We start from the raw sequence: 17,272 nt of genomic DNA, 5'->3' as shown, positions 1-17,272 counted from the left end.
TCAAAGGCCAAGGGCGGGATCGATTCCATCGAGTGCATCGGCCAGAGCCTTGGCCTTGTTACTGATAGCTTGACGCCGCAGGTCGCTCACGGTGTCGTAAGTGATGTAACCCTGGGGTGTTTTGAAGCTGTTGAGCTCAGCCTCGAGCGCGGTACTGGCAGTATCGATACGCTGCAGGAGCTCGGCATTGTTCTTGGCCAGTAAAGGACGCAACAGATCAACGACCTTGCGTGTGGTCTGCAGGTTGGCGGCAAAACCACTGAGGTCGATATGACTGTAACGCTCTTCTTCGCCGCTACCGGCGCGGGTATCGGCCAGGTTATGCAGGGTCCGGGCGACAATGCTGACTAATTGCCCGGGAGGCAGTGACTGGGCCAGCAACTGCTGCTTGAGCAACACCGCATTGGCATGCAGTTGCTGGGCAAAGACACCCAGGCCCTGGGTGCTGCTCTGGGAAAACAGCCCGTACTCGATGCGGTGGAAGCCGCCGAAGCCGGGGTCCTGTTCACGTTTTTCGAAGTAGTCCGCGCGGGCGTTGATGGCGTTGTCCAGTTCGGCCAGGCGTTGCGCTGCCGGGGCCAGTCGCTGATAAGCCTCGCGGGCGGGCAGGTAAAGCGCCCGGGCCTGTGCGAGGTCGCCCGTGGCAATGGCTTGCGACAAGGCATCCACCGCCGTGATCAAAGCGTTGCCCTGGCTGTTCAGATAGACCCGGAACTCAGACAGCGGACCGATAAATGCCACCAGGGACGGTCGCGCTTTGGCGCTGGCTTGGGATTGGGCAGTAGGCGTGACGTGCAAGGTGCCGCGCGGGTTGCTGAGCAAGCCGCAGGTGATGGCGTAATCCCCGGGTGCCAGTGTGGCATTGATCACCTGACTAAGGCCGGGAGCGATGTTTTCACGCTCCTCGACCACCAGTACGCCATCCAGAATTTCCCACTCCACAGCCCGCTCGGAGGCGTTGACTATGCGAAAGCTATTGACGCCTGCGGGTACCGACAGCGAGTCGGGCTCGCAACTGTGGGGGTGAATGGTCACGGTGATTTCAGAGCTGTGAGCCTTGCGTTTGGCCGCAGCCAGCTGCGAGGCGTAATAGAACAAAGCGCCGGCCGCGATCATCACGATCACCGAGCCGGCCACCGCCCAGCGCATGGCGCGAGGGGGTGTAACGCTTGCAGGGGTAGGCATGCAGGACCTTATGGGTTTGTCACTGAAGAAACGGGGGCGTTTTTGGGGCTGGCGGCAGGGCGAAAGAACATCGCCAGCGTCAGCAGCAGGTAAATCACATAGGCGCCAAGCACGCTCACTGTGGGCGCATCCTGATACCCGAACATGCCGGCCAGCACAGAACCCGCCGGTCCATCCATTGGCAGTGCGGCGCTGATATCAAACACCACGCCTTGCAGGTGGTTCCACAAGCCGGCTTCGTGCAGGGCCTGTACCGAGTTGGCCAGAATGCCTGCGGCAACCAGCAGAATGAACAGTCCGGTCCAGCGGAAGAACAGGCCCAGATTCAAGCGCATGCTGCCGCTATAAATGGCGAAACCGACGAAAATGGCGAGGACCAGACCGAGCAGGGCGCCCAGCGGTGCTGCGGAGCCTTCGCTCTGCTGAAACACGGCGAGCAGAAAGAACACGGTTTCGAGTCCTTCGCGGGCAACCGCAAAGAACACCATGGCAATCAGTGCCGTGACTTGATGTTTTGACCCCGCGAGGGCGTGATCCAGGGAGGTGTGAAGAGAGTGCTTGATGGAGCGCGCCACTTTGCGCATCCAGAACACCATCGAACTGAGAATGCCGACGGCGATCAGACCGACAATGCCTTCGAAGAGCTCCTGCTGTTTCTGCGGGAACTCTGCACTCATCAGCTCCAGGCCGCCGCCCACCAGCAGGGACAGAGCGACAGCAAGGAAGACTCCGGTCCACGCGGCGGGCATCCACTGTCCGCGCCCCGTTTGTTTGAGGTAACTGGCAATGATGCCGACTATAAGAGCGGCCTCGATTCCTTCGCGCAGCATGATCAGAAATGGAACCAGCATGGGATGAGTACCGCGTCACGAATTGGCCAGGGTGGCAATTTGTAACATTTTGATACTCATTTACAAACAGGAATCGATTGCATTTGCTGAACGCTAGCTGAACAAAGACTTGACCCGGGTAATCGCTGGCGAGGCCCAAGGCCGAGAAGGCCTTGTGCACGGCTCTCGGGCGTCGTGCACGGTCCTTCGCACCTTATCGCAGCTTCGTCCCTCGTCAGCGAGTACGGGTTTCTAGTCGGCTGTTTGTTCGGGTGTGTCGTCTTTCTGCGCTTTCAGGCTTTCAAGTGCTGCTTCGGCTTTTAGTGCCCGCAGGGTCAATGCCGTGCTGGCTTCCTGCGCCTTGCTTTGCGCTTGTTGCAAGCCTTCGCTGTCCTCAAGTGCAACCCGCAAGCGTTCCTGGAGCAGGGTGCGCTGGTTTTCCAGCTGAGTTAACTGGCTGCTGAGCTGGCCATTGAGGTTGCTCAATTTGTGTTGCTGGTCGTTGGACTGATTCAGTTCCTTGCCCAGTGCGCGGCTTTCGCTCAATACGCGCTCGTTGTCGCGATGCAGCTGGGTGATCTCATCCTGGCGTACCAGTGCACTTTGTTGTGCCTGGCGCAGTTCCATCTGAATCTGCTGAACCTGTCCTTCGTGGCGGCGCTGATCCTGCTCGCGCTGCTCTTTGACGGCGCTGCGGTAATGCTCAAGTGCTTCGCGGGCATGCAGGTGTTTGTCTTCCAGCGAGCGAATTTGCTCGTCGCGGTCTTTGAGGCGCAGCTCAAAGTCGCTGCAAGCCTGATTCAGCGCAGCGTTGCGGGTTTGCTCGGTCTGCAGCATGGAGCGTGTGGACTCAAGATTTGCCGTTTCCTGGCTCAGTGCATTGCCCTGGATCTCAAGTTGCTGCTGGAGCCGGGTTTGCGTCTGTTGTGCCTGGTCGAGCTGCTCTTGCAGCGTTGCTTGGAGCTGTTCGTAGTGTGCCCGGGCCCGATCGATCGGCTCCTGGGCTTGCTCTTGCAGGCGCTGGGCGAGGCGGGCGACCAGCTCCGCCAGTTCGTCTCCGAGCTGTTCCTGTGGCGCGCCCCGGCGTGAGTCGATCTCCTCGAGCTCTTTCAGATAGCGGTGGATAGTGGTTTTCGACCCGGTATTTCCCATCTCGATACGTACTGCATCAATGCTCGGGTGTTCGCCACGGGCCAGGATTGCCGTGCGTGCAATTTGCACCACCGCCTTGTTTACGCCGCCACGGGCCATGGTCTTCTCCTACGATTATGTACTGTGGTATGTATCATGTAATTACATACTATATTATCGATTAAATTTTGTCTTTATTTAAGATTCAAGAGGCGGGATATACTGGTATTATCCCGTGTTAGAGCCTTGGAACTGCTTTTAAGGCCCGTTTTCAGTACGCCAATCAAGAGAACTGCCCATGAGCGAGCTGGATCGCTACTTAAACGCCGCGACCCGCGATAACACCCGCCGCAGTTATCGGGCCGCCATCGAACACTTCGAAGTCACCTGGGGCGGGTTCCTGCCTGCCACCAGCGACAGCGTGGCCCGCTACCTGGTGGCTCACGCCGGCCAGCTCTCAATCAACACGCTCAAGTTGCGCCTGTCGGCCATTGCCCAGTGGCATAACAGCCAGGGGTTTGCCGACCCGACCAAGGCGCCGGTGGTGCGCAAAGTGTTCAAGGGCATCAGGGCCTTGCACCCGGTACAGGAGAAGCAGGCTGAGCCGTTGCAATTGCAGCACCTGGAGCAGGTGGTCGACTGGCTCGAAAGTGAGGCCCGGGCGGCGCAAGCCAATGCCGATCAGCCTGCACTGCTGCGAGCACGACGGGATGCGGCTCTGATTCTGCTGGGGTTCTGGCGCGGGTTTCGCAGTGACGAGCTGTGCCGCTTGCAGATCGAGCATGTGCAAGCGGTGCCAGGCTCCGGCATCACCCTGTACCTGCCGCGCAGCAAAAGTGACCGCGACAATCTGGGCAAGACCTTTCAGACCCCGGCCTTGCTGCGGTTATGCCCGGTGCGGGCCTACATTGAGTGGCTCAATACCTCGGCGCTGGTCCGCGGCCCGGTGTTTCGTGGCATAGACCGCTGGGGCAACCTGGGGGAGGAGGGGTTGCACGCCAACAGCGTAATTGCGCTGCTGCGCCAGGCCCTGGAACGCGCGGGTATTGCTGCAGAGCAATACACCAGCCACTCGCTGCGTCGCGGTTTTGCAACATGGGCCCATCAAAGTGGCTGGGATTTGAAGTCGCTGATGAATTACGTCGGCTGGAAGGACGTAAAGTCCGCCATGCGCTATGTTGAAGCGACCCCGTTTACGGGGATGAGCATTACCGCGCAAAAAGTTATCGATGTCTGACGAGGGTTGAAATGGCGCAAGGTGGCCCCTATTTGGTTTTCTACTATCTATAGGCTCACCTGATAGCTAAAACCAATCGTCAGCATCAGCTTTGCCAATGAGCCAGATACGAAATGAGTTGTTAGGATTCACCCCATCAACTTTTCAACCCTGACGGAGAGACAACGATGCCTATCATCAACAGCCATGTAAAACCGTTCAAAGCTACTGCATACAAAAACGGCAGCTTCGTGGAAGTGTCGGACGCTGACCTGAAAGGCAAGTGGTCTGTCGTTTTCTTCTACCCGGCCGACTTCACTTTTGTTTGCCCGACCGAACTGGAAGACCTGGCTGACAACTACGAAGAGTTCAAAAAACTCGGCGTGGAAATCTACAGCGTGTCCACTGACACCCACTTTGCTCACGCTGCCTGGCACAACACTTCGCCAGCCATCGGCAAAATCCAGTACACCATGATCGGCGACCCTACGCTGACCATCTCCCGCAACTTCGACGTACTGATCGAAGAAGCAGGCCTGGCTGACCGCGGTACTTTCGTGATCAACCCTGAAGGTCAGATCAAAATCGTCGAGCTGAACGATGGCGGCGTTGGTCGTGACGCTTCCGAGCTGCTGCGCAAAATCAAGGCAGCCCAGTACGTTGCTGCTCACCCGGGTGAAGTTTGCCCGGCCAAATGGAAAGAAGGTGAATCCACCCTCGCTCCATCGCTCGACCTGGTCGGCAAGATCTAAGCCTGTGAGCCAGCCAAGGGCGGTGACCCGCACCTGAGTTGCACGCAGCATCGCCCTCAAAACGCCCGGGCGACATTCGCTCGGGCGTTTTTTTTACACAGTATTAAAGGTCAAAGGAGATCGCCCGTATGTTGGACGCCAATCTAAAAGCACAGTTGAAGTCATACCTGGAGCGGGTTACCCAGCCGATCGAGATCGTTGCTTCCCTCGACGACGGTGCGAAATCCCGTGAAATGCATGACTTGTTGAAAGAAATCGCCAGCCTTTCCAGCATGATTACCTTGCTGGACAACGGTACCGATGCGCGCAAGCCTTCGTTTTCGTTGAACCGCCCGGGCGGCGATATCAGCCTGCGTTTCGCAGGCATCCCAATGGGCCACGAATTTACTTCGCTGGTGCTGGCCTTGCTGCAAGTCGGCGGCCACCCATCGAAAGCCAGTCCTGAAGTGATTGAACAGATCCGCGCCCTCAAGGGCGAGTTCAACTTCGAGACTTATTTCTCGCTGTCATGCCAGAACTGTCCGGATGTGGTGCAGGCGCTGAACCTGATGGCTGTATTGAACCCGAACATTCGCCACGTGGCGATTGACGGCGCGCTGTTCCAGGACGAAGTCACCGAACGTCAGGTGATGGCAGTTCCCAGTGTTTACTTGAACGGCGTGAACTTCGGCCAGGGCCGTATGGGTCTGGAAGAAATTCTCGGCAAGCTGGACACCGGCGCCATCGAGCGTCAGGCCGAAAAAATCAGCGCCAAAGAGGCGTTTGATGTGCTGGTCATAGGCGGTGGTCCGGCCGGCGCAGCGGCTGCCATTTATGCGGCACGTAAAGGCATTCGTACCGGCGTCGCCGCTGAACGCTTTGGCGGCCAGGTGCTGGATACCATGGCCATCGAGAACTTTATCTCGGTGCAGGAAACTGAAGGGCCAAAGCTGGCCACCGCCCTTGAAGAACACGTCAAGCAATACGACGTCGACATCATGAACCTGCAGCGTGCCGACAAGCTGCTGCCGGGCAAGGCGGGCGAGTTGCATGAGGTGAAATTTGCCAGTGGTGCCTCGCTGAAAGCCAAGACCGTGATTCTGGCAACCGGTGCCCGCTGGAGAGAGATGAATGTACCCGGCGAGCAGGAATACCGTAGCCGTGGCGTCGCTTACTGCCCGCACTGTGACGGCCCGCTGTTCAAAGGCAAGCGCGTTGCAGTTATCGGCGGTGGCAACTCGGGTGTTGAAGCGGCAATCGACCTGGCGGGTATCGTTTCTCACGTCACCCTGCTTGAGTTCGATACCAAACTGCGGGCCGATGCGGTGTTGCAGCGCAAGCTCAACAGCTTGCCGAACGTAACCGTGATTACCAATGCCCTGACCACCGAAGTCACAGGCGACGGTCAGAAGGTCAATGGTCTGCGTTACAAGGATCGGGCCACAGACGAGTTGCACCACGTCGAGCTGGAAGGGATTTTTGTCCAGATCGGCTTGCTGCCGAACACTGACTGGCTTAAAGGTACGATCGAGCTTTCACCTCGCGGCGAGATCGTGGTTGATGCCCGTGGTGAAACCAGCATCCCCGGCATCTTTGCCGCCGGCGACGTCACTACCGTGCCATACAAGCAGATCGTGATTGCGGTGGGCGAGGGTGCGAAAGCTTCGCTGAGTGCTTTTGATCACCTGATCCGCTCGGAATAACCGGCTGAAACAAAAAAACCCATGAGCGATCATGGGTTTTTTTTGCATCCGGTTTACATCGGTTGCGGCTGGATAATCTCGACCCAGTAGCCGTCCGGGTCTTTGATAAATGCCAGCGACTTCATGCGCCCGTCAGTCAGGCGCTTCTGGAAGTCCACACCCAGCGCCTCGAAGCGTTCGCAGGCGGCAACGATGTCCGGCACCGAGATGCAAATGTGGCCAAAGCCGCGCGGGTCAGTGTTGCCGTTGTGGTAGACAACGCTGTCGTCGGTTTCCGAACCGTGGTTGTGGGTCAGTTCCAGAATGCCGGGAATCGACTTCATCCACAGGGTACGGGCGGCATCGTCAGCCGGGATCTGTGCCTTATCAACCAGCGCCAGGAAATACAGGCTGAATTCGGCTTCCGGGAAGTCGCGCTTTTCAACCAGCGAGAAGCCCAGCACCCGGGTATAGAAATCCAGGGACTTATGGATGTCCTTGACGCGGAGCATGGTGTGGTTGAAGACAAAATTCTGGGTAGCGCTGTCTGGTTCGCCAGTGACGCCAGGGATGTTGTTCAGGTCTTGCAGGCTCATGAACCCTCCGAAAGTGATACGTGGTGATCGGTCGCTACGGTGAGCGTGATGGGCGAATGATACGGAATCCGGTGGCTTGCGCCAAACCCGTTTTCAGCCGGGGCAGGCATCAGCGCGGCGGGTCTTGGCAAATTCCGGGCAAAAAGAAGCCCGCCGAAGCGGGCATGGGGCGCTAGTCCTTTAGCAGCCCCCATCCTGTGACCATTGGTGTGAAAAATCTGTGAAAGGACCTGTTATTTGAAGACTGTCTGTCCGCCCCGGAGCTTTCATGGCTGTCGCGCCTGGTAAAGCTGCGGTCGGCGCCAGAGATGGGCACGGGACTGTGTTGAATTATTGACTTGTATCATTCCGTACATCTGGCTCCCGTGATATTGCCGCCCAATAAAAAGCCCTGCATGGGCAGGGCTTTTTATTGGGCGCAGACTTTAATGACGCAACCATGAATCCACGGTGCTGGCACCGTATTGTTCTTTCCATGCCTTCAAGCCATGGTGGTTGCCGCCTTTAGTTTCGATAAGTTCACCGGTATGCGGGTTTTGATAAACCTTAAGTACGCGGGCCTTGCGTTGTTTGGGGGCGGCACCGGACCTGGGTGCAACCGTGCCGGGGTCAAGAATGGCAATAATGTCCCGAAGGTTCTTGCCATAGAACTTCATCAAGTCTTTGAGTTTTTGCTCAAACTCAATTTCTCTTTTAAGTCCGGCGTTATTTTTCAATGCTTCGAGCTGGGCGATCTGCTCTTTAAGTGCTTTCTCAGCAGCGCGAAATTCAGCGAGTCTGGACAAAGTCATTACTCCATTCACTGGTCCGGCCTTGGAGAGCCGGAGTGTTTTAATGATGATTGAAGTGCATGGGGCAGGGGCCGGGTCCAGTACCTTGAACACCTGAACACCGTCCATGACCTTTTTAAATAACGTGACAACCTTTAAACAATCGAAAAAATTGTAGTTGTTAATTGTCACACTGCCAAGCCATGAACCCGCACAATTAACAAAAGACTTTGCCCCGAAGGGGGCAGGTTCATAGAGGCAAGTATTTATTGCGTCGGTGCAGGGCGCGCCACTAAAGATTTGATGAAGTCAGGGGCGGGCAAGGGGCGGGCGAACAGATAACCTTGTAAAAACACCACCCCTTTAGACGCCAGATAGTCGCTTTGTTCTTGTGTTTCAATCCCTTCGGCGACTATTCCCAGGTCCAGTTTTGCACTGAGCTCGATAATACTGTCGAGAATGTGTCTGGACAGGGCGTCCACGCCGATCATTGCGACAAAACTTTGATCGATTTTCAAGTAATCAATGTTGAACTCATGCAAGTAACTCAGGCTCGAATGGCCGGTGCCAAAATCATCAAGGGCAATCATCACGCCCAGGCTATGGAGTGCCGAGAATAATTGATGGGTGATTGCCGTGGGCACAATCAACTCGCGTTCGGTCAGTTCCAGAACCAGGGTGATTTGCCCTGCCGGGAAAGCGTCCAGGAACTCGCGGCAATCATCAATTAGTTCAAGGTTTTGACAATGGCTGGCCGCGATATTGAAGCCTATATGGAAGCCGGGCTCCATGCTGGAGGCATGGGGCGCCAGTAGCCGGGCAGTTTGCTGCATCAGCGAGCGGGTCATTGGCACTATCAGGCTCGAGTGTTCGGCAAACGGAATAAACAAGTCAGGACGTACCAGTCCTTCTCTGGGATGCTGCCAGCGCATCAACACTTCGGCTCCGGCCCATTGCTTAGTATCGCTGCGTACGACCGGCTGGAAGTAAGGAATAAACTCTGCCGCGTCCAGACCCCGCTGCAATTCATGGGTGGGTGAAGATGAGCGCTTATTTAACCAGTGCACCGTTAAAGCAGACACCAGCCCCAAAAATACAAACAAGCCCATCAGTCCGGTGTATCGCGCCCATACAAAACGCCCGACCGTTCCGGGGCCGAATCCCGCAACAACCTGGTAGGGGTACTGGGTGGAGGCGACACTGACTTGTGCCACCGGAAAAGGCTCGGCCGGAGCATCACGCACCTGGCCATACTTATCGATCGAATCACTGCCCACTTGAATCAGTAATTGCGTGTACTGATTGATCAAGCCCAAAACATTGACCAGATGTGCGCCATACAGGCTGACCAGCACCCCTGCTTTGCCTTCCTCGCGCCTGTAGACCAGCAACGGGTCGTTGGGCGTTACCGGATTGCCGGCCATCAGCTTGAGCTCGCCTTTGGCATATTCATCCGGGTTTACGATTTCTTTGAAGGGGCCGAACAGGGAGGTGCAATAAATCAGGTTGTCCCACACCATGTTCACCGCGCGCACGAAAGGCCGGCGCGTCACCTGGTCACGCAACGCCAGCTCCACCTGGGCGCAATCGCGCCCCGCCATCGGCAGCATCACATCGGCTGCCTGTGCGGCATTGTCGAGCATCAAGTCAAACTGGCGAATGGCTTCTTGCGCGGTGTGGGTGGCCTCAAACTCCAGGGCTCGATTGGCCTGCCAAAAAATAATAAACATGCCGAGTACCACGGGCAGCAATCCACTGAGCAGAACCAACGCATAGCGATCAGTCCATTTGCGGGTCGACTTCAGCGTTAATGGCATTGCATATCCTGGGCTATGGGTAAAGGCTGATTAAAGACAGCTGGTTAACATGATGTAAGACAAACCGGATTACGCCATGTAGAATCGGCTTACGCATACAAGAATAATGACTTCTGCCAGCAGAAGCCCCTCCGCGTAAGAGATGGGTCGAAATGAAGATATTCGGGTTCCAATTGATCTACGGCGATTTCCTGGCTCGCAGTGTACGCGGGATCTCGTGCGCGCCTCCCGTCAGCCTCAGCATTCTTAGCAAATAACCTTCTGTTAATTCTAAAAATGACCATGATGAGGCGCCAAAATGGCCGATCTATACGCAAACCCAATGGGCCTGATGGGCTTTGAATTCATCGAATTCGCGTCCCCGGTACCCAACACCCTCGAACCCATTTTTCAAATTATGGGCTTCACCAAGGTGGCCAGCCACCGTTCCAAAGACGTGCACCTGTATCGCCAGGGCGAGATCAATCTGATCCTCAACAATGAGCCCCATAGCGTAGCTTCTTATTTTGCCGCAGAGCACGGTCCTTCGGTGTGCGGTATGGCCTTCCGCGTGCGCAATGCGCAACAGGCATTTTCCCGGGCGCTGGAACTGGGTGCGCAACCCATCGAAATTCCCACCGGCCCCATGGAGCTGAACCTGCCGGCAATCAAGGGTATCGGTGGCGCGCCACTGTACTTGATTGATCGCTACGGCGAAGGCAGCTCGATCTACGACATCGATTTCGTGTTCATTGAAGGTGTTGATCGTCATCCGGTGGGAGCCGGCCTGAAAATCATCGACCACCTGACCCACAACGTTTATCGCGGGCGCATGGCCTATTGGGCCAACTTCTACGAGAAGCTGTTCAATTTCCGTGAAATTCGCTACTTCGATATCAAGGGTGAATACACCGGCCTGACCTCCAAGGCAATGACCGCACCGGACGGCATGATCCGCATTCCTTTGAATGAAGAATCATCCAAAGGCGCAGGGCAGATCGAAGAGTTCCTGATGCAGTTCAACGGTGAAGGCATCCAGCATGTGGCCTTCCTGTGTGACGACCTGATCAAGACCTGGGACGCACTGAAGGGCATAGGCATGCGCTTCATGACCGCGCCGCCCGACACCTACTATGAAATGCTCGAAGGCCGTCTGCCTGATCACGGCGAACCGGTAGATCAGCTGCAGTCGCGGGGCATTTTGCTGGATGGCTCTTCCGAGCCGGGTGACAAGCGCTTGTTGCTGCAAATCTTCTCGGAAACCCTGATGGGGCCGGTGTTCTTCGAGTTCATCCAGCGCAAGGGTGATGACGGATTCGGCGAAGGCAACTTCAAGGCGTTGTTTGAGTCCATCGAACGCGACCAGGTGCGCCGTGGCGTGTTGAGCACCGATTAAACATCCATCCTGTAGGGGCTGGCTTGCCAGCGATGGCAGTCTGCGGTTCACCAGTAACACCGCATGGACTGCATCGCAGGCCGGCTCCAACAGTTCGGTTACTTAAAACAATCCCGCCGCAATATTGATCGAGAAGCCCAGTACCGCAGTGTTGAACAAAAAGCCTAACAGCGAATGCACCAGCACGGCTTTGCGCATCTCACGGGTAGCGATGCACACGTCGGACGTCTGTACCGCAACGCTGAGGGTGAAAGAGAAGTACAGAAAATCCCAGTAATCCGGGTTCAGCTCCCCCTCCGGAAAACGCAAGGCCGGCTCCGGCCCCTCATTGTTATAAAACAGCCGCGCATAGTGCAGGCTGAAAATCACCCCGATCATCAGCCACGACCCCACCACCGTCAGCCCGGTAAACCCGTAGTGCATCAGTTGCTCGGATTGATCGAGTTTGCTATTGCCTGACAGCTCGAGGGTGATGGCCGCCAGACTGGCAATGGCGGCGATGCAAACGGTGAACAACACCATGCTGGCATTTTCATCTTCGACTTCGGCGGTGCTTTTCACGTCGCTGGCTGCGGAGCGAATCACCAGCCACAGGGTCAATCCCAGATACAACCAGACACAGACATTCCAGCCCAGCAAGAACTTGGTCGTCAGGGTTGCAGCGGGAGCAAAGATGCCGACCGCGACCCCAAGCAAGGTGGCAACGGTCAGGCGAGGGTGAGTGCGGGCAAGGTGCGACATCGACAAGACAATCCCTGTTACTAATTGATGCAGCACCTTACCACGGGCAGAACCTGTTACAGCTGGCGCGGCTTGCTTCTTACCAGTTTCATCACCACCACAAAGAACACCGGTACAAACACCACGGCCAGGGTGGCGACGATCATGCCGCCAATTACCCCGGTACCGATGGCCTGTTGACTGGCCGAACTGGCCCCGGTGGCAATCGCCAGAGGCACCACCCCGAGAACGAAGGCCAGTGAGGTCATCACAATCGGCCGCAAGCGCAGGCGTGCGGCTTGCACCGTGGCATCTACCAGATCATGCCCTTCGTCATACAGGGTCTTGGCAAACTCGATGATCAGAATGGCGTTTTTCGCCGACAGGCCAATGATGGTGATCAAGCCAACCTTGAAGAACACATCATTGGGCATCCCGCGCAACGTCACGGCCAATACGGCCCCGAGTACACCCAGGGGTACGACCAGCAAGACCGCAGTCGGAATCGACCAGCTTTCATACAAGGCGGCCAGGCACAGGAACACGAACAGCAACGACAAGCCCAGCAAAATCGGGGCCTGGGCTCCGGACAGCTTTTCCTGCAGGGACAAACCGGTCCACTCCAGACCCAGCCCGGCAGGCAACTGATCCACCAGACGCTGAACCTCGATCATTGCCTCGCCGGTACTGCGCCCGGGGGCTGACTCACCGGAAATACTGATGGCCGGGTAGCCGTTATAACGCGTCAGTTGCGCCGGCCCCTGAATCCAGCGGGCTTCGACAAAGGCCGAGAGCGGCACCATTTTCCCCAGGTTGTTGCGCACATTGATCTTCAGCAAGTCTTCAACCTGACTGCGCTGATCACCCTCTGCCTGCACCACAACCCGCTGCATGCGCCCCTGGTTCGGGAAATCATTGACGTAGGCCGAGCCCACGGCCGTCGACAGTACGTCGCCAATGTCAGCGAACGAGACCCCCAGGGCATTGGCGCGTTTGCGGTCGACTTCAAGTTGCACTTGCGGGCTTTCAGCCAGCGCGCTTTCGCGCACGTTGGCCAGTACCGGACTCTTCTCGGCCAGAGCCAGAAATTCGCTACGGGCCTGCATCAGTGCGTCATAGCCGACGCTGCCACGGTCCTGCAGGCGGAACTCAAAACCGCTGGAGGTCCCCAGACCACTGACTGGCGGCGGCAGGATAGCGAAGGCTATTGCATCCTTGAGTTCGCCAAACACGGCGTTGGCCCGTTCGGCGATGGCCGAAGCCGAGTCCTTGGCGCCGCGTTCAGACCAGTCTTCAAGGGTGGTAAAGGCCAGGGCCGCGTTCTGTCCGTTACCGGAAAAGCTGAAGCCCAGAATCATCGTGGTGTTGCCAATGCCGGGCTCGCTGGCGTTGTGCGCCTCGATCTGCTCGGCCACCTTGATTGTGCGGTTCTGGCTGGCACCCGGCGGCAACTGGATATCAGTGATGATGTAGCCCTGGTCTTCAACCGGCAAAAACGAGGAGGGCAGGCGGGCAAAAAGCACCACCAGCACCACCAGCAGCGCGCCGTACAGCAACAGATAGCGGCCACTGCGCTTGATCAGGTGCACAACCCAGTGCTCGTATCCCTGTGACAGGTGTTCGAACTTGCGGTTGAACCAGCCAAAGAACCCGCCCTTGGCATGGTGCTCGCCCTTGGCGATCGGCTTGAGCAGGGTCGCGCACAGGGCCGGGGTCAGTGACAGGGCCAAAAATGCCGAGAACAGAATCGAAGTGGCCATCGACACCGAGAACTGCTGGTAAATGATGCCCACCGAGCCCGGCATGAACGCCATGGGGATAAACACCGCCACCAGCACCAGGGTGATGCCGATAATGGCACCGCTGATCTGGGTCATGGCCTTGCGGGTGGCGTCGCGCGGCGACAGCCCCTCGCTGACCATGATCCGCTCGACGTTTTCCACCACGACAATCGCATCGTCCACCAGAATGCCGATGGCCAGCACCATGCCGAACATGGTCAGCACGTTGATCGAGAACCCCATCACCAGCATGGTGGCAAAGGTGCCCATCAAGGCCACCGGCACCACCAGGGTCGGGATCAGGGTGTAGCGCATGTTCTGCAGGAACAGATACATCACCGCAAACACCAGGATCATGGCCTCGACCAGGGTGTAGATCACTTTGGTGATCGAGACCTTGACGAAGGGTGTGGTGTCATAGGGAATGGAGTATTCAACGCCTGCCGGGAAATAGCGGCTCAGTTCATCCATCTTGGCGCGGATCAGGTTACCGGTACTCAAGGCGTTGGCCTCGGGCGCCAGTTTCACGCTGAATGCACTGGCCGACTTGCCGTTGAGGCGGGTGCCGTATTGATACTCCTGGCTACCGATCTCGACCCGTGCAACATCGCCAATACGTACGGTAGAGCCGTCCGGATTGGCGCGCAGGACAATATCGGCAAACTCCTGCGGGCTTGACAGCTGACCCTTGACCAGCACCGTGGCAGTGATTTCCTGGGTCTTGCTGCCTGGCAAGTCGCCGATGCTGCCGGCGGCAACCTGGGCATTCTGACTGGCAATGGCATTATTCACGTCAGTGGTCGTGAGGTTGAAACCGATCAGCTTCTGCGGGTTGATCCAGATCCGCATCGCCCGTTCGGCGCCATATAGCTGGGCCTTGCCGACACCCTCCACGCGCTTGATTTCGTTCATCACGTTGCGCGCCAGATAATCGCTGAGCGCAACTTCGTCGAGGTTGCTGTCCTTGCTGGCTGTCAGGGTCACCAGCATCAGGAAGCCCGAGGAAATCTTCTCCACCTGCAAGCCTTGTTGAATCACTGCCTGGGGCAGGCGCGACTCAACGGTCTTGAGACGGTTCTGGACATCGACCTGCGCCATCTCCGGATCGGTACCGGGCTTGAACGTCGCGGTGATACTGGCGCTGCCCAGGCTGCTCTGGGATTCGAAATACAGCAGGCCGTCAGTACCGTTGAGCTCCTGCTCGATCAGGCTGACCACGCTTTCGTCCAGGGTTTGTGCCGATGCGCCGGGGTACACCGCATAGACCTCAACCTGTGGCGGGGCGACCACCGGGTATTTGGCAACCGGCAATTGCGGAATGGCCAAAGCCCCGGCCAGCACGATAAACAACGCAACGACCCAGGCAAAGACCGGGCGGTCGATAAAGAACTGCGGCATGCTCACTGATCCGTGGAGTGTGCGAGAGGGAGTTTCGGATCGTCGATCTGCACTTGCTCACCCGCACGGGCATGCTGCAAACCTTCAATCACAATACGGTCACCAGCCTTGAGGCCGGCATTGACGATCCAGCGATCGTTCTGAACGCTGCCCAGTTGTACCGGCTGCTGTTTGACGCGGTTATCCGCATCCAGCAACAACACTTGGGCAACCCCGGCACTGTCTCGCAAAATCGCCCGCTGGGGCACGCTGATGGCTTCTTTGTTGACCGCCTGCTCCAGGCGCACACGGACAAAGCTGCCGGGCAGCAAATCGTAATCCGGATTCGGGAACTCGCTGCGCAAAATGATCTGTCCGGTACTTGGATCAACACTCACGTCGGTGAACAGCAACTTGCCGGGCAGCGGATAAAGGCTGCCGTTATCACGGATCAGCGTGGCCCGGGCCTGGTTCTTGCCCACCTGCTGCAACTCGCCGGCGCGGAATGACTCGCGCAGATTGTCGAGGTCGCGGGTGGACTGAGTAAGGTCGACATGGATCGGGTTCAGTTGCTGAATACGGGCCAGCGGGGTGACTTCGCCCTGGCCCACCAGGGCGCCTTCAGTCACCAGTGCCCGGCCAATGCGCCCGGAGATCGGCGCCGTAACAGTGGCATACCCCAGGTTCAACTGGGCGCGGCGCACGGCGGCCTGATTGGCAGCCACATCGGCATCGGCCTGCTGGGCCTGGGCCCGGGCATTGTCATAGTCCTGACGACTGATGGCGTTACTTTCAACCAGCTCGCTGTAACGCTGATCCTGAAGTTTGGCCTGCATGGCAAGTGCTCTGGATTTGCTCAGGGCTGCCTGGGCGCTGTCCAGATCTGCCTTGAACGGCGCGGGATCAATCAGGAACAGCACCTCACCCTGTTTGACTTCACTGCCTTCGGTATACATCCGCTTCAATACCACTCCGGCGACCCGGGCACTGACTTGCGCCACGCGCGGGGCAACCACCCGGCCACTGAGTTCGTTATTGATCGACAGGGGCGCGGTGGCAATGACTTCGGTGCGAACTTTGGCCAAAGGAGCCTTGGTCTCGGCGACCGGGCTTTTATCACAGGCACTGAGGGTCAGAGCCAGTGCCGAGAGGCAGAGGGGGGCGAAGAGCTTTTTCAACGATCGTGCCTTCTTATATATGCGGGATATTTCTGTAAGTGCTCCTGCATGCTAAGGGCAGCACGCAAGGGGCGTTGTGAAGCTGTGTAGGTGGTATGTGAAAAAGTGTGAAGGTTGTGCGCCTATCCATGTGAGGTTGTATATCCTTCGGGTTTTCCCCTGGTTGTAAGCATTTATTATGCCCACTATTTTGCTGGTCGAAGACGACGCTGCCCTCTCGGAGCTGATTGCCAGCTATCTGGAGCGCAACGGTTACCAGGTCAGCGTGATTGCCCGAGGCGATCAAGTCCGTGAGCGCGCAAAAAGCAATCCACCTGATCTGGTTATTCTTGACCTGATGTTACCGGGTCTTGATGGCCTGCAAGTCTGCCGTTTGTTGCGAGCCGACTCGGCAAGTTTGCCGATCCTGATGTTGACAGCGCGCGACGATAGCCATGATCAGGTGCTGGGGCTAGAGATGGGCGCCGACGATTATGTGACAAAACCTTGCGACCCCCGTGTGCTGCTGGCCCGGGTTCGTACTTTGTTGCGTCGCAGCAGCCTGGTCGAACCCCACGTGGCCAGTGACCGGATCATTATCGGCAACCTCTGCATCGACCTGTCGGAACGTACCGTGACCTGGCGCGAACAGGGCATTGAATTGTCCAGCGGCGAATACAACCTGCTGGTGGTACTGGCCCGGCATGCCGGAGAAGTGTTGAGTCGCGATCAAATCCTCCAGCGTTTGCGCGGTATCGAGTTCAATGGCACCGACCGCTCGGTGGACGTGGCCATCTCCAAGTTGCGGCGCAAGTTCGACGACTGCGCCGGCGAAGCGCGCAAGATCAAGACCGTATGGGGCAAGGGCTACCTGTTCAGCCGCTCCGAGTGGGAATGTTGAGCC

At 57.4% G+C, this 17,272-nt stretch carries 14 protein-coding genes; 5 read left to right on the top strand and 9 right to left on the bottom strand.

What is annotated here, in order from left to right; genetic code table 11:
- From efeO to JQ845_RS05745, 3 genes are all read right to left on the bottom strand, one after another.
- The gene (efeO, locus tag JQ845_RS05755) at positions 1-1,185 is read right to left on the bottom strand and encodes an iron uptake system protein EfeO (protein WP_203008729.1); all 1,185 of its coding nucleotides are present in this window, start codon (positions 1,183-1,185) and stop codon (positions 1-3) included.
- An 8-nt stretch (positions 1,186-1,193) separates the two neighbouring features.
- Positions 1,194-2,036 carry an iron uptake transporter permease EfeU gene (gene efeU / locus JQ845_RS05750; RefSeq protein ID WP_203008728.1) on the bottom strand — a complete coding sequence of 281 codons (843 nt, stop codon included), beginning with the start codon at positions 2,034-2,036 and terminating at the stop codon, positions 1,194-1,196.
- 231 nt (positions 2,037-2,267) lie between these two features.
- Positions 2,268-3,266 carry a DNA-binding protein gene (locus JQ845_RS05745; protein ID WP_203008727.1) on the bottom strand — a complete coding sequence of 333 codons (999 nt, stop codon included), beginning with the start codon at positions 3,264-3,266 and terminating at the stop codon, positions 2,268-2,270.
- Positions 3,267-3,444: 178 nt separating this feature from the next.
- Here JQ845_RS05745 and JQ845_RS05740 point away from each other — a divergent pair, with 178 nt between their 5' ends.
- From JQ845_RS05740 to ahpF, 3 genes are all read left to right on the top strand, one after another.
- Entirely contained in the window at positions 3,445-4,383 is a 939-nt protein-coding gene (locus JQ845_RS05740; protein WP_003445420.1) for a site-specific integrase, read from the top strand.
- A 167-nt stretch (positions 4,384-4,550) separates the two neighbouring features.
- Complete coding sequence (gene ahpC / locus JQ845_RS05735; RefSeq protein WP_003445433.1) at positions 4,551-5,114, top strand: alkyl hydroperoxide reductase subunit C; 564 nt, start codon at positions 4,551-4,553, stop codon at positions 5,112-5,114.
- A gap of 128 nt (positions 5,115-5,242) precedes the next feature.
- A complete protein-coding gene (ahpF, locus tag JQ845_RS05730) occupies positions 5,243-6,796 on the top strand; it encodes an alkyl hydroperoxide reductase subunit F (protein WP_003445435.1) in 1,554 nt (517 codons plus the stop codon).
- A 53-nt stretch (positions 6,797-6,849) separates the two neighbouring features.
- On the opposite strand, the gene gloA is transcribed toward ahpF, so the two are convergent.
- The 3 genes from gloA to JQ845_RS05715 form a co-directional block, all read right to left on the bottom strand.
- A complete protein-coding gene (gene gloA, locus JQ845_RS05725) occupies positions 6,850-7,371 on the bottom strand; it encodes a lactoylglutathione lyase (RefSeq protein WP_003445437.1) in 522 nt (173 codons plus the stop codon).
- Between the two features lie 425 nt (positions 7,372-7,796).
- The gene (locus tag JQ845_RS05720; RefSeq protein ID WP_003445439.1) at positions 7,797-8,156 is read right to left on the bottom strand and encodes a histone-like nucleoid-structuring protein, MvaT/MvaU family; all 360 of its coding nucleotides are present in this window, start codon (positions 8,154-8,156) and stop codon (positions 7,797-7,799) included.
- A 251-nt stretch (positions 8,157-8,407) separates the two neighbouring features.
- Positions 8,408-9,958, bottom strand: coding sequence for an EAL domain-containing protein (locus JQ845_RS05715; protein WP_203008726.1), 1,551 nt, complete (start codon positions 9,956-9,958; stop codon positions 8,408-8,410).
- A gap of 298 nt (positions 9,959-10,256) precedes the next feature.
- Between JQ845_RS05715 and hppD the strand changes: the two genes are divergently transcribed.
- Positions 10,257-11,333 (top strand): 4-hydroxyphenylpyruvate dioxygenase, encoded by a 1,077-nt coding sequence (hppD, locus tag JQ845_RS05710; protein WP_203008725.1) that lies wholly within the window; start codon positions 10,257-10,259, stop codon positions 11,331-11,333.
- 102 nt (positions 11,334-11,435) lie between these two features.
- Here hppD and JQ845_RS05705 read toward each other — a convergent pair whose 3' ends face one another.
- Genes JQ845_RS05705 through JQ845_RS05695 form a run of 3 tightly spaced genes read right to left on the bottom strand, consistent with a single transcriptional unit; the run spans position 11,436 to position 16,389 of the window.
- Entirely contained in the window at positions 11,436-12,074 is a 639-nt protein-coding gene (locus JQ845_RS05705) for a DUF1345 domain-containing protein (protein ID WP_003445443.1), read from the bottom strand.
- A gap of 56 nt (positions 12,075-12,130) precedes the next feature.
- Entirely contained in the window at positions 12,131-15,232 is a 3,102-nt protein-coding gene (locus tag JQ845_RS05700; RefSeq protein ID WP_003445445.1) for an efflux RND transporter permease subunit, read from the bottom strand.
- A gap of 2 nt (positions 15,233-15,234) precedes the next feature.
- Positions 15,235-16,389: an efflux RND transporter periplasmic adaptor subunit gene (locus JQ845_RS05695; RefSeq protein WP_003445446.1), complete on the bottom strand. Its 1,155-nt coding sequence runs from the start codon at positions 16,387-16,389 to the stop codon at positions 15,235-15,237.
- A gap of 178 nt (positions 16,390-16,567) precedes the next feature.
- Here JQ845_RS05695 and JQ845_RS05690 point away from each other — a divergent pair, with 178 nt between their 5' ends.
- Positions 16,568-17,269, top strand: a complete 702-nt coding sequence (locus JQ845_RS05690; RefSeq protein WP_003445448.1) for a response regulator transcription factor — start codon at positions 16,568-16,570, stop codon at positions 17,267-17,269.
- The last annotated feature ends 3 nt before the right edge of the window (positions 17,270-17,272 follow it).

This window comes from Pseudomonas paraversuta (assembly GCF_904063065.1).
GTDB classification, from domain to species: Bacteria; Pseudomonadota; Gammaproteobacteria; order Pseudomonadales; family Pseudomonadaceae; genus Aquipseudomonas; species Aquipseudomonas paraversuta.
The sequence above is the reverse complement of the archived record's forward strand: the minus strand, read 5'-3'. Positions and strand labels throughout refer to the sequence as shown.

Excerpts from the sequence above, each read along its gene's own strand:
- ahpF (WP_003445435.1), top strand. The coding sequence starts at position 5,243 with ATGTTGGACGCCAATCTAAAAGCACAGTTGAAGTCATACCTGGAGCGG.
- JQ845_RS05715 (WP_203008726.1), bottom strand. The coding sequence starts at position 9,958 with ATGCCATTAACGCTGAAGTCGACCCGCAAATGGACTGATCGCTATGCG.
- ahpC (WP_003445433.1), top strand. The coding sequence starts at position 4,551 with ATGCCTATCATCAACAGCCATGTAAAACCGTTCAAAGCTACTGCATAC.
- JQ845_RS05745 (WP_203008727.1), bottom strand. The coding sequence starts at position 3,266 with ATGGCCCGTGGCGGCGTAAACAAGGCGGTGGTGCAAATTGCACGCACG.
- efeU (WP_203008728.1), bottom strand. The coding sequence starts at position 2,036 with ATGCTGGTTCCATTTCTGATCATGCTGCGCGAAGGAATCGAGGCCGCT.
- efeO (WP_203008729.1), bottom strand. The coding sequence starts at position 1,185 with ATGCCTACCCCTGCAAGCGTTACACCCCCTCGCGCCATGCGCTGGGCG.
- JQ845_RS05705 (WP_003445443.1), bottom strand. The coding sequence starts at position 12,074 with ATGTCGCACCTTGCCCGCACTCACCCTCGCCTGACCGTTGCCACCTTG.
- gloA (WP_003445437.1), bottom strand. The coding sequence starts at position 7,371 with ATGAGCCTGCAAGACCTGAACAACATCCCTGGCGTCACTGGCGAACCA.
- JQ845_RS05740 (WP_003445420.1), top strand. The coding sequence starts at position 3,445 with ATGAGCGAGCTGGATCGCTACTTAAACGCCGCGACCCGCGATAACACC.
- JQ845_RS05700 (WP_003445445.1), bottom strand. The coding sequence starts at position 15,232 with ATGCCGCAGTTCTTTATCGACCGCCCGGTCTTTGCCTGGGTCGTTGCG.
- hppD (WP_203008725.1), top strand. The coding sequence starts at position 10,257 with ATGGCCGATCTATACGCAAACCCAATGGGCCTGATGGGCTTTGAATTC.
- JQ845_RS05690 (WP_003445448.1), top strand. The coding sequence starts at position 16,568 with ATGCCCACTATTTTGCTGGTCGAAGACGACGCTGCCCTCTCGGAGCTG.